The sequence below is a fragment of the Sphingobacterium multivorum genome (assembly GCF_039511225.1).
Lineage (GTDB): Bacteria > Bacteroidota > Bacteroidia > Sphingobacteriales > Sphingobacteriaceae > Sphingobacterium.
In genome coordinates, this window is record NZ_CP154261.1 from 407627 (window position 1) to 420378 (window position 12752).

Consider the following 12752-nt stretch of genomic DNA (forward strand, 5'->3'; position numbering starts at 1 on the left):
AGGATGAAAACAAAAAGAAATATAGGAAGAATAGCGTTTGTCATATGTCTATGTACAAGCGTCTTGGTGGGCTGTAAGAAATTTTTGACCGTGGAGCCGATCGATAGACTTACGGGTAACAATTTCTATCAGTCGAAAGAGGATGTAGAGGCAAATATCGCGCGTATTTATAGTCAGTTTTTTGAAAAACTGAACGAGTCATGGGTAATCGGGGCGATTGGCGAAGCGAGGTCGGGAGAAATTTTTCCCTCCCCTACATCCGGATCGGATCGCATGATACTTCGCGATCTGGGAACCAATGATATGAATGCCGTGTATAACAATACATTGAGTGGTGGTCGGTCAAGTGGTTATGCTATGTATCGGGTTTCCATCTGGGATACCTATTACAAAGTAATTCAGAGCTGTAATATTCTCATTTCAAAATTGGATGAGGGAATTCCCGGGTTGTCTGCCGCAGATAAAGACCGCTATAAAGCCGAAGCTACTTTTATGCGTTGCCTGAGTTACTTCTGGATGGTACGTCTGTATGGCGATGTAGTTTATTATACCGATGCGTACTTTGCAAAGCAACTCCCACGTGAAGATATGGTTTCTGTCATTAGCAAAAGTATTGATGACTTAGAATCTGTTAAGGGTCTAATGCCATGGACGTTTGGAGAGGCATCACAGCGTGGGGCCCGGGCGAGCCGCGGAAGCATTATTGCACTGTTGATGCATATGAAGATGTGGAATGCCAATTTTGACTCAGCTAATGCAGCGAAGTATTACGAAAGTGTGGCAAGCCTTGGAAAGGAGCTACGCGCGAGTGGTGTGCATCATTTGTATAAGCTAACCCCAGAGGAGTGGGCGAAAGTTTCAAAAGGACGCACGGAAGAATCGCTATTTGAATTCTACCGAACAATCAATTATAATGATCAGAACAATGCCTATGCACCTTTGTGGGATCATTTTTTACGCTGGCCATATAAGTTTCCCCGCTATAACCAACAATTCAGCATTGCCTATTATTCGTCTATTTTTATGTATCGGATTTATCCGCTGAATGGTCCTGCGGATAAGCGAAAAGAACTTTGGTATGAGGACATGTATGCGAATGATGGATTATTTGTTTTAAAGAAATTTGCAGCCAATGTCTTTGCTTCGGGTAATGAGGACTCAAATCCGGATAATACATTTATGATATTTCGTTATGCTGATGCGCTGTTATTAGAGGCTGAAGCATTGGCTAATTTAGGTGGTGCGCGAGAGGCTGAGGCAATCACAGTGCTCAATATTGTTCGGGATCGGGCTGAAGCTCCACGTTACGCCGGTGGCGGTACGGATCTTAAGAATTTTATTTTCGAAGAGCGTTGTCGTGAATTGATCGGAGAAGGGGTAAGATATTTTGATCTGATCCGGACGCGAAGAATACTCAATCCACAATGGACAATGAACCCCATGACGATCGATCAGTATAACCGTCGTGCATGGACCTGGCCTCTGGATGCTTCGGCCAAAAATTTTAATTCAAAAATAGTGTTGAACGATTATTGGACAGGAGGAAATTAAATCAGTTTATTATGAGACAAGTTAAGATAATAGGGTATGCCTTACTAACGATGGTACTGTTCGGCATAGTATCCTGTAAAAAGGATGCGTATTATAAAGATGGCGGATTGGCACAGGCAAAATTTGATGGCTCCATTATGGATTACCTGGATTCCAAACCCCGGGAATTTGATTCGATTGCCACAATTATTAGGTTGGCAGGTTTAGAAGAAGATTTTAAGACCAAGGAATTCACTTTTTTTGCCCCTAGGGATGAAAATATAAGGAAAATGATTGGTAGCGCTAAATCCAATGCGCCGGGCAATCAATCCAGTGTTAATTGGTTACTTTATGATTTAGGACGCGATACCATCAAAACATTGGCGGATGTCGACAGTGCAATTTGGCGTAAGTATTTATTGCGTTATATGTTTAACGGAAAACGAAAATTAATGGATTATCCCCAGATCGATTTTGATTTGCTAAATGTCTATAAAGGCCAAAATTATACCTCATTTGCAAATACAGTTTCCAATATTGGAGTTGTCTATAACGATGCAATAAACGATTCTGACAAAAACAATATTACCCGGTTGAAATACATGGGATACAGGCAATTGTATATTTCTTATATCCCGGATATCAGTAGGCCAAACGACTGGCGGTCATGCCCAGTCGCATCCTCAGATATTCAACCCGACAATGGGGTTGTCCATGTAATCGATTATACCAAGGCTCAGTTTGGATTCAATCAGAGCGATATTCTGTTGGATATATTAGAAAGTAAGCGTTAATAACAATAAGCAGTTGTAGTTTAAATTATGAAAGTTATGTACAATACGATTTGGAAGTATACAGCCCTGTTGTTTGTTATTGCTCTTTGTTTTGGGTGCAATAAGAATAACAAGATGTTTTCAGCTCCATACGAGGAAGGGCTACCGCCATTGGATATAGAAATCAATCCAACCGATAAAATGCAACCTGAATCGGGTAAAACGGGAGTAGAAACCGTTATGCGAATTAAAGGTCTGGATAAATATAAAGATAAAGCTGTCATTCGATTCAACGGTGAAAAAGCACAGATTGTCGAGCTAACGGCAGATTATGTAAAGCTGAAGGTTCCACCTTTTGCCAGTACAGGAGTGCTTTCTGTTACAATTGACGATATCGTCTTTTTCGGACCACAATTTACGGTTTTAGGCAACGTATCTATCGATCAGACTTTTCAAGTGGGGGTAGGAACAAATAATACCGTTTCTGATGTTCTTTTTTTGGAAGATGGAAAAATGATCTTTACGGGGGCCTTCACAAATTATAATAATAAAGGGTCGATACGGCCAATTAATCGTCTTGTAAGGACTTTTGCAGATGGCACCTATGATGCGAGCTTTCGTATCGGTACCGGAGCTAATAATTCGCTGAATAGCATTCTCAAACTAGGAAATTATTACTTTTTGGCAGGTTCTTTTTCAGGATATGGACAGCGAAATTCAGATATCAGCAATCTGACGCGAATTTACACCACCGGAGCGATTGATACCATGGGCATTAAACCATTCCGACGCCCGGGGCAAAGTGATACGTTGAAGTATTATCCGACATTTAACGGTGGGTTTGATGGCAATATCGGCAATATATACGAGTCGGAGGGAAAAATTTTAGCAACGGGGAATTTTAGATATTACATCCATCGCACCTATGATAGGCCCAATCGGTTGGAAACAAGGGATACGATTATCCTAGATAGTACCGAAATCAGACATGTTGCCCGTTTGAATCTAGATGGATCGTTGGATAAGTCCTTCAGGTTTGGGGCAGACGGCAAAGCAATGGCTGGTGGAAATGGAGCGGTAGCCACTGTATATCATACCAGTGGGGCCTTAAAAGGCAAAATTGTAGTATATGGCTCCTTCAATAGGTTCGACGGCCAACCAAAAGGATATATAACACGGTTAAATGCGGATGGAACATTGGACGATACATTTAATCCTGGTGGAGTTGGAGCAGACTACAATGTCTCCTCGGTTACTTATAATAGTGTAACAAATAAATACATGGTCGTTGGAGACTTTAGTAAATATAACGGTGTATCGGCAATAAAAGTTATCATGCTGAACCAGAATGGAACAGTGGATCCAACGTTTCAGGCCAAAACCTTTGAGGGAGGCAATCCTTCCTATGCGATGCAATTAAATGATGGTTTAATTGTTGTTTCCGGAGATTTTGCGCGCTACAGTAATATCGCCCGAAATGGTTTTATGATCTTGAATTCCAATGGCGAATTAAATGGCGATTATAATACTTCTGGCTATTTCTCTGGCTATATCAATAAAGTTGTTGAGACAAAAACAGAAGATGGTAAACGCGCATTACTTTTGATGGGCTTTTTTGGTCGATTTAATAACGAAGAGGTACATAATCTGATTCGAATTAAATTGGAGCAGTAACTTAAATTTTAAACAGATGAGATCTCAAGCTAATTTTCGAAATATAAGCCTCCGGCTAATGTCTTTAATACTATTATTGACGTTCATTTCCTGCAAAGATGAATTCGGTCGATTGATACCGAATAATGAAGGAAAACAAGATACCGTAGATTTGGTGTATGGCAAACCTAAAGTGCTCATGCTCATTGTGGACGGAGCAAGGGGAGAATCTGTTCGGACAGCAAATATTCCAACGATGAATGGATTGCTTAACCATTCGATTTATTCCTGGGTTTCGTTAAGCGAGGAGCATGACGATGCAACAGCTACAGGTGCCGATTTAGCCAGTATTATGACTGGGGTGAACCAAAATAAACATTTGGTTGTGGGTGATAATTTTAAGAACAATAACTTTCAGACCTTCCCAACTGTTTATACAAGGGTTGCAGCAAATATGAAAAACCCCGAATTCAAAGTGTATAGCAGTTCTAAACTATTTGTTGAAAATATTGCTCCTGTTGCGGTAGCTAAGTTGGAGAATACAGACGACGAGGTTGTCAATGGTGTTAAGGAAGGCTTAAAGCAACCGGAATTAACCATGTTGACTGCACATTTTACAACAGTTGATATGGCCGGAAAAGCTAGTGCCTATGACAATAGTAGTGCTATTTACAAATCTGCGATAGAAAATTTCGATAAGCAGGTTGGAGAAGTTATGAAGGCTTTGGAGCAACGGCCAGCTTTTAAGAAAGAAAATTGGCTGGTTATCATCACATCGAGTAAAGGTGGCCCTTTTGAGATTCCACCGGCGCAAAATGACAATACAATCTTTAGTAACCCGAAGGTGAATACTTTCACTATTTTCTACTCACCGAAATATAATTCAAGGTATATCAATAAACCTTATTTGGGCAGCCGCTTTTCTGGAGATTTTCTACGATTTAAAGGCAGTGTTTACGCCGAGTTGACCGAAGGCGATAATCCTGTTTTTGATCTTGGCGATAAAGAAGAATTTACCATTGAATTGAAAGTTAAGAAGAATAAAGGGCCAAATAACACGTACAAATTTCCCAATTATCCTTCTTTTATAGGCAAACGTGAAAAATGGGAATCAGGCGCACCAACGAATGGATGGATTATGGCTTTCAAGGACGATTATTGGATGTTCAATGGTCGCGGACCAAATGGAAGTGGTGAAGTAAATGGTCCTAAATTGAACAACGCCACTTGGAATAACGTGACTATAGTTGGGGCCTTGACAAGCGATGGTAAACGCATCGTGAAGACCTATACAAATGGTCTCCCGGGCAATGAGATGGATATTAGTTCGTGGGGAGCAATCAGCAGCCCGGCAAAATTTAGGTTAGGATTGTTAAACGGAGGGAGCAATTGGAACGAAGGTGATTACTATCTGGCGGATGTGCGGTTTTGGAAAGTTGCCCTGCCTTTGGCCGTTATTACGCAGTATAATTGTCAAGTAGGAGTAAGTGAAGAACATCCTTATTATCCGAATCTTGCGGCCAATTGGCCTATTGTTGGAACGGTTACTGATGGTGTGCTTTATGACGATGGACCCTATGGAAATACCTTAAAGATGGGCAATGCCACCTATGAAATTTCTAAGCTGAATGATTTCCTCTGCGCTCCATCGGTTGAAACAATAAGTACATTAGTGCCAAAAAATACCGATATCACCGCCCAGATATTTAGCTGGCTGCAGATTGCTCGGCAGGAGAATTGGCAATTAGATGGACGAGTTTGGGTAGATAAATAATCTTAAAAAAGCGAATATGAAAAGACTATTTTATTATACAACGATTATTTTGTTCTTGAGTCAGTTTTTGGCTTGTTCAAAAAATAATCTAGAGGTGTTTAATCTACAAGAAGGGACTCCTGTTCAAGTTATCGCAGCAGGTGGAGGCAAGGATCTGATCAAAACAAACGATTATGTACAGGTTCCGATGCAAGTAAAATTGAGTAGTCCCGCGTCTAAGACATTTGATGTTGAACTTCAACTGAATACGGATACAGTGAATAAATTAATCGAATCGGGAATACTAAAAGATGTGGTTACACTTCCCAACGCGGCATTCTCTTTTCCCAATATCGTGAAGTTTCAATATGGTGCAGATACCACCTCTTTTTTGTTAACAATTTCGCGAACAGAAATTGAACGTGTTTACGGTAAGAAGTTTGCGCTGTCCTATAAATTATCGAATCCAGGAAAAGGTAATCAGCTCGGAAATCCCAGCAGTGTCATTGTAACGATGGACTCCAAGAGTCTGCTAACAGCGACAGATATCCATTATCTTTCGATAACAAATTCACCTGGCAATATCATATTGGCAAGCGATCATAAGAATTATAATACAACGCCTTCAGGAATCGAAATCCCGATCGGCGTTTCGTTAGCATCGTTTCCAAGTAAATTTTTTTATGTTGAAGTGCGAGGTACAACTGATTCAATTTCAAATTGGATAACGCAGAAAAAGGTTCCCGCGAATACGATCGGTTTACAGGAAAATGAATACGCACTTCCTTCACGCGTGCAGGTGCTGGGGAATAAATCGGCGGCGGCCTTCAATATATCGATTCCTTGGGATGTTATTACCAAAAATAAAGATAAGTTTCTCGCTGTAACCGTCTATTTAAAGGATCCTACCCTGCATGTGATCAATCCGCTGAAAAATTATACGACAATTTTAATCGACTGTGCAAAGGTTGTCGAATTTGATGTAACGGGGGAGGCAACGCTAACCGTGAACCGGGATAATAATGGTGGAGCAAACGCGGGCGAAGGTAGCCTAAAATTCGTGGACGACCTGACCAGTACAAAATTTCTGCAAAGTGCATTTACGGGCGACCTGCAGTGTACACTGACATTCACGCGGACGCTGAAAATTGGCGCATATACACTTACGTCCGGAAATGATGCTATCGAACGTGATCCAAAAAGCTGGTTTCTTGAGGGATCGTTAGATGGTACAAATTGGGTTACGATTGACGCAAGAACCAATGAGAGCTTCCCAAATAGAATTCAGACACGAAGATTTAATGTCCAAAAACCGGGTAGTTATAAATTTTATCGTCTAAATGTTACAGAAAATGTTGGAAGTAGCTTATTCCAATGTTCTGAATGGAGGATGATTGAGTTTTTATAAATGGACGGCAACGTATGGTATTACAACGATGAATTTATGAAGATGAAATTAATAAAATATAGTGTTTATATCCTTTTACTGTTTGCCGTATTAAGCTGCAGTAAAGAAAAGGAAGTGGTTATTGACAAACCCCAGCTACCCAATCCAGTGTCAGCCTTTTCCATAAAGCAGGTTGCTAAGGATGACCCATTTACTTTTGAATTTACAAATCAGTCAAAAGATTATAGCGAGACTCGCTGGAGCTTTGGGGATGACAGTACCTCGTCGAAAGTTTCGCCGCAACATACCTTTTTGAATACCGGTAATTTTACCGTCAAACTTAAAGTGCTTAATGAAAATGGCGATTGGGCGCAACGTGAAGAGGTCATTAAAATTGATGCGGAGAAATTAATTCGATTCAATGCGACAAAGAACGGCACTGGAAAGCTGATTCTGGCGTATGACAGCGACATCGCGGTACAGGCTGTCACTTGGTCAAAAATGACGGACAAAGATAAGTATGAAGAGGTGTCCGACAAGGCAAAAGCCGATATATCCATTGAAGTGGGTAAATTTGAGACCTATCAACTTCGTGTTAAAACGCCTAAAGGATCCCAGATTGTTATTACCAAGATGCTAACGGACCTTGGAATTGTAAAAGATTGGACAAATATTGATAATACCTTTCGCATTTCACAGGACAACTCGAGTGGCCCCGACGCTGGCGAAGGTTCGAAAAAATTAATCGACAACAATATTACCACAAAACTTTTTATCGGTGGATATCAATCGGGTATGTATTGGCAGTTTGCGTTCTATCAACCGCAAACAATCAACGGTTATACCATAACAACTGGAAATGATTCCCCGGAAAGAGATCCTAAAGATTGGGAAATACAGGGATCCGACAATGGAGAGACCTGGGTGACATTACACACGATCACAGGTTATAGCTTTGGCACTACTTCAGCAGATAGAAGAAAGTCCATTAATTTCACCTTCGTGAATTCAAAACCTTATAGTTATTACAGGTATGTCGTAAAAGCAGTTTCCTCGGGGTCAAATTTCCAAATGAGTGAATTTAGACTTTTGGAACTGCCCCAGTAGACACAAAAAGACGACATCAGCAAACTAGTTGAGGTAGTGAGTAACAAGAGGGGGATTGGTAAAGAAAGTAGCCGTAGGATACTGCGCTTGAAAGAGTGGTATTCTATGGCTGTTTTTTGTTTGGAAGGGATATGATCTACCCTTTTTATTGTAACCATCTTGTGAAAAACAGCGGTTCAATCCCCTAGATTTGAATTTCTTACCTATATTTACTAATACGTTTTAGCTTTTCGCTTATAAAATACGTTCAACTCAAACGCATAAATATGTTAACTATCAAAAAACTAACAGGTAGCATTCTTTTTCTATTCGCTATACATGGAGGGATGGCGCAGCAGGCCTCACCAGTTGATTTTGTGAATCCTTTGATCGGTACCGAATCGAAGTATGAATTGTCTAACGGGAATACCTATCCTGCGATCGCAAGGCCCTGGGGAATGAATTTCTGGACACCGCAGACGGGCAATATGGGGGACGGCTGGGTATATACTTACACGGCGGATAAAATAAAGGGGTTTAAGCAAACGCATCAGCCAAGTCCCTGGAACAATGATTATGGACAGTTTTCAATCATGCCCGTTACAGGTACACCCCGATTTGATCAAGAAAAACGTGCGAGCTGGTTTTCACATAAGGCGGAAATTGCCAAACCTTATTATTATAGCGTTTATCTTGCGGATCATGATGTGACAACAGAACTGTCGCCTTCACAACGTGCAGCAATCTTTCAATTCACATTTCCCAAAACCGATAGCGCTTATGTTATTATTGATGCTTTTGATAAGGGGTCTTATATTAAAATAATTCCGCAGGAGAATAAGATTGTCGGGTATTCGACAAAAAATAGCGGTGGTGTTCCAGAGAATTTCAAGAATTATTTTGTCATTACTTTCGATAGACCATTCTCTTACAAAGCTGCCGTTAAAAGCGGTGCGATAAGCACCGATGAATTGGAAATTCAGGATAATCACGCCGGAGCAGTTGTGGGTTTTCCTTCCTTGAAGAGAGGCGAGAAAGTCATCGCCCGGATTGCTTCCTCTTTTATTAGTTTTGAACAGGCCGAAATTAATTTGAAAGAGGTGAATTCGAAGACATTTCAACAGGTTGTTGATGAAGGTAAAGCACAATGGAATGAGGTTCTTGGGCGTGTACAAGTTGAAGACCGCAATATGGATAGATTACGTACCTTTTATTCCTGTCTCTACCGCTCAACACTCTTCCCGAGAGATTTTTCTGAAATTGATGGAACAGGCAAACGTATTCACTACAGCCCCTACAATGGCCAGGTCTTGCCTGGAGAAATGTTTACAGACACAGGATTTTGGGACACATTCCGAAGTTTGTTTCCGCTGCTGAATTTATTGTACCCTTCAATGAACGATCGTATGCAGGAAGGTTTGGTAAATGCGTATAAAGAGAGTGGCTACCTTCCTGAGTGGGCTTCGCCAGGCCATCGGGCATCGATGATTGGAAACAATTCCGCATCTATCGTCGCAGATGCACTTATTACCGATAGAAAAGGTTATGATAAAGATCTACTCTGGGAAGCGCTCAAGCATGGAGCCAATAGTGCGTATCCGAAACATTCTTCGACGGGACGCTTCGGTTATGAATATTACAATAAATTGGGCTATATACCTGCGGATGTAAAAGTGGACCAAAATGTAGCACGCTCATTGGAGTATGCTTACAATGACTGGTGTATTTATGAATTTGGTAAGGCACTGGGCAAGCCAGAAGCTGAAACAGCTATTTATGCAACACGTGCGATGAACTATAAAAACCTGTTTGATCCAAGTACCAAACTGATGCGTGGCAAAAAAACAGATGGATCATTCGTCTCGAATTTTGATCCAAGCGCTTGGTCGCGGGAGTATACGGAGGGAAATGCCTGGCATTGGAGTTTCTGTGTATTCCATGATCCCCAAGGTTTAATTAATTTGATGGGGGGCAATAAATCATTTGTTTCGATGTTGGATACGGTATTTGTCATTCCGAGCTATGAGGGGATGAAAAGCCGGGGTATGATACACGAAATGCGCGAAATGCAAGTGATGAATATGGGACAATATGCACATGGAAATCAACCGATTCAACATATGCCCTATCTATATAACTATGCTGCAGAGCCCTGGAAAGCACAATATTGGGTACGCAAGATAATGGATAAACTCTATTTACCTATACCGGATGGCTATTGTGGCGATGAAGATAACGGGCAAACTTCAGCCTGGTATGTCTTTTCTTCATTGGGATTTTATCCAGTTTCACCAGGATCTGGCGAATATGTGATTGGCTCTCCTCAATTTGATAGAGTGACACTCCGTCTTGAAAACGGGAAGAAAGTCCTGATCCACGCGAAACAACAGGAGCCAAATCAGGTATACGTAGATCAGCTGTCTTGGAATGGAAAACCATATGGCAAAAATTATATCCGGTATAAAGATTTAGTGCAGGGTGCCAACCTTGAATTTAAAATGAGCGCTAGACCGAATCGAAATAGAGGCACTCAAAAAGAGGATGCTCCATATTCCTTTAGTAACGAAAAAATAAAAGGAAAATAAAGACTGGATTCGATACATAATAATGAATTCAATGATGGTACTTTAGTTGTAAGTAATTATATCGACTGTTTAATTGATGGACTTTTAAGTTTGATAACAGAAAGCTTACTTCCTTGTTGAAAACCATGACAGCTAATTTTAAGGCTGTCATGGTTTTTTTACATGAATACAATAATGTTGGCTATTTAAAGTCTTACCTTTGTGATTCGAAATTTCGATATGTTAGGTAAAATATTTCATTTTTTAACACTCTTTGCGTACCTCAATCTGTTGACTTATGAGTCTTTCTCTTCGGCAACGGGGCAGGTTTTACATGCAGGTGAGACTATTGTGGAGTATTTTTTGGATGACGTATTGGATTTGGAACCTATACATTCTTCCCAGGAAGAAAAAGTACTATTGCAAGATGACTATCGTATATTTTCGCTCAATAGTCAAGTCTTATCAATTTTTATTTTTGTTTTTGGGATCGTCTTTACAGCCTTATGTTTTATAAAGGATGACGAACATCCTTTTTACCGTTCCAAAACCCTCTGTCTACCGGGGTACTACCGATTCCTATACCGATTTCGACCATTCTAATTATTCTCCCTTTTCTTTTTCAGTGGAGCTATTTTTCATTAAAGCTGAGTTTGGCCGTTTTTAGTGCGTCATACAATGGGGGCTATTGGGCCCCCGCAAACTTGATGAGCTTTCATGGCTCCCTGCTCACATCATCTCCTCAGCCATTCAAATTTAATGGCTAGCAAGAGAATTTCACATTTTAAATTTTTTATCGTTTATGAAATACCAATGTTTGGCAAACACCAACGTGGATTAAAAACAACTGGGTATTCCATATGGCCTTTAAAAAAAAGATTATTCCCATATGAACAAATTACGAATACTGTGCCTTTTGCTTGGTGCGGTCGGGATGTTGGCCTCATGCCGCTCCACAAATGCTAATGCTGATCAAAAAGAAGAACTCAAAAATATACCCGTCGCCTCTTTGATGGTGATGGACACAACTGTTTATCAAGAATATATTGCGGATGTCCAAGCGTTGAAAAACGTCGAGATTCGCTCGAAATTAAATGGTTTTCTGGATAAAATTTATGTCGATGAAGGTGCTTGGGTAAAGAAAGGACAGATTTTATTTAAATATAATAATGAGGAATATCGTTCGGAATTAGCTAAGGCCAAAGCACAGTATGACAATGCCATTGCCGAAGCACAAAAGATCAAGCTGGAAATGGAACGGACTCAAAAATTAGTTGACAAGAATATTGTAAGCTCCTCTGAGTATAATTTATTGAAAATTCAGTTAAAAGCTGCCAATTCGAAAATTGAAGAAGCACGTGCTTTAGTCAATCAGGCGCAAACGAGATTGGATTATACCGTTATACAAGCGCCATTTGACGGACGTATAGATCGCATATTGTTGCGAGAAGGCTCCTTATTAACCGAGGGAAGTTTGATTACAACAATTTCCGACCTCAGCAAGGTGAATGTTTATTTTGATATTTCCGAACGGGAATATCTGGCACTCATGCGTGACAAGCTGAATGGTAAGGAAACGCAAAAGTCAGTTAAATTAATTTTAGCCAATGGCGAACTGTATCCACATGAGGGAATTGCTCATCTTGTGGAAAGTGAATTTGAAGCCAATACCGGGTCCATTGCACTACGGGTCCAGTTTCCCAACGCCGAACACATCTTAAAACATGGAGCAACGGGCAAGATTGCCGTGCCTATGGAGACTGGTGAACATACTTTTGTGCACCAGAAATCGGTATTTGAAATTCAGGATAAGACCTATGTGTATATATTACAGGCAGATAGTACGGTTAAAATGATGCCTTTTACTGCCGGCCCTCGTGTGGGACACTATTACATTGTCGATGGCGGGTTGGATCCCAATGCCAAAGTCGTCTATGAGGGAGTACAGGGACTGCGGAGTGGAATGAAGATTAATCCAAAAATGAGGAAACTGTAGGGGAGGATAA

Annotated in this window: 9 protein-coding genes; all 9 read left to right on the plus strand. The window is 40.6% G+C overall.

Going from position 1 to position 12752, the window contains the following annotated elements; translation table 11 throughout:
* Positions 1 to 3: 3 nt before the first annotated feature.
* The 9 genes from AAH582_RS01530 (at position 4) to AAH582_RS01570 (ending at position 12742) form a co-directional block, all read left to right on the plus strand.
* Positions 4 to 1551 (plus strand): RagB/SusD family nutrient uptake outer membrane protein, encoded by a 1548-nt coding sequence (locus AAH582_RS01530; RefSeq protein WP_343321058.1) that lies wholly within the window; start codon positions 4 to 6, stop codon positions 1549 to 1551.
* A gap of 11 nt (positions 1552 to 1562) precedes the next feature.
* Positions 1563 to 2324: a fasciclin domain-containing protein gene (locus AAH582_RS01535; protein WP_084823216.1), complete on the plus strand. Its 762-nt coding sequence runs from the start codon at positions 1563 to 1565 to the stop codon at positions 2322 to 2324.
* A gap of 36 nt (positions 2325 to 2360) precedes the next feature.
* On the plus strand, positions 2361 to 3977 hold the full coding sequence (locus tag AAH582_RS01540; RefSeq protein WP_343321059.1) for a DUF5008 domain-containing protein: 1617 nt from the start codon (positions 2361 to 2363) through the stop codon (positions 3975 to 3977).
* 58 nt (positions 3978 to 4035) lie between these two features.
* A complete protein-coding gene (locus AAH582_RS01545) occupies positions 4036 to 5730 on the plus strand; it encodes an alkaline phosphatase family protein (RefSeq protein ID WP_343321060.1) in 1695 nt (564 codons plus the stop codon).
* A 16-nt stretch (positions 5731 to 5746) separates the two neighbouring features.
* On the plus strand, positions 5747 to 7117 hold the full coding sequence (locus tag AAH582_RS01550) for a hypothetical protein (protein WP_343321061.1): 1371 nt from the start codon (positions 5747 to 5749) through the stop codon (positions 7115 to 7117).
* A 42-nt stretch (positions 7118 to 7159) separates the two neighbouring features.
* Entirely contained in the window at positions 7160 to 8203 is a 1044-nt protein-coding gene (locus AAH582_RS01555) for a PKD domain-containing protein (protein WP_343321062.1), read from the plus strand.
* A gap of 266 nt (positions 8204 to 8469) precedes the next feature.
* Positions 8470 to 10767, plus strand: a complete 2298-nt coding sequence (locus AAH582_RS01560) for a GH92 family glycosyl hydrolase (RefSeq protein WP_046674742.1) — start codon at positions 8470 to 8472, stop codon at positions 10765 to 10767.
* Positions 10768 to 10986: 219 nt separating this feature from the next.
* A complete protein-coding gene (locus tag AAH582_RS01565; protein ID WP_046674743.1) occupies positions 10987 to 11349 on the plus strand; it encodes a hypothetical protein in 363 nt (120 codons plus the stop codon).
* Positions 11350 to 11635: 286 nt separating this feature from the next.
* Positions 11636 to 12742: an efflux RND transporter periplasmic adaptor subunit gene (locus AAH582_RS01570; protein ID WP_046674744.1), complete on the plus strand. Its 1107-nt coding sequence runs from the start codon at positions 11636 to 11638 to the stop codon at positions 12740 to 12742.
* Positions 12743 to 12752 lie beyond the last annotated feature (10 nt).

What these genes read in the sequence shown, in the direction of transcription:
- AAH582_RS01530 (WP_343321058.1), top strand. Translation starts at nt 4, where the DNA reads ATGAAAACAAAAAGAAATATAGGAAGAATAGCGTTTGTCATATGTCTA.
- AAH582_RS01535 (WP_084823216.1), top strand. Translation starts at nt 1,563, where the DNA reads ATGAGACAAGTTAAGATAATAGGGTATGCCTTACTAACGATGGTACTG.
- AAH582_RS01540 (WP_343321059.1), top strand. Translation starts at nt 2,361, where the DNA reads ATGTACAATACGATTTGGAAGTATACAGCCCTGTTGTTTGTTATTGCT.
- AAH582_RS01545 (WP_343321060.1), top strand. Translation starts at nt 4,036, where the DNA reads ATGTCTTTAATACTATTATTGACGTTCATTTCCTGCAAAGATGAATTC.
- AAH582_RS01550 (WP_343321061.1), top strand. Translation starts at nt 5,747, where the DNA reads ATGAAAAGACTATTTTATTATACAACGATTATTTTGTTCTTGAGTCAG.
- AAH582_RS01555 (WP_343321062.1), top strand. Translation starts at nt 7,160, where the DNA reads ATGAAATTAATAAAATATAGTGTTTATATCCTTTTACTGTTTGCCGTA.
- AAH582_RS01560 (WP_046674742.1), top strand. Translation starts at nt 8,470, where the DNA reads ATGTTAACTATCAAAAAACTAACAGGTAGCATTCTTTTTCTATTCGCT.
- AAH582_RS01565 (WP_046674743.1), top strand. Translation starts at nt 10,987, where the DNA reads ATGTTAGGTAAAATATTTCATTTTTTAACACTCTTTGCGTACCTCAAT.
- AAH582_RS01570 (WP_046674744.1), top strand. Translation starts at nt 11,636, where the DNA reads ATGAACAAATTACGAATACTGTGCCTTTTGCTTGGTGCGGTCGGGATG.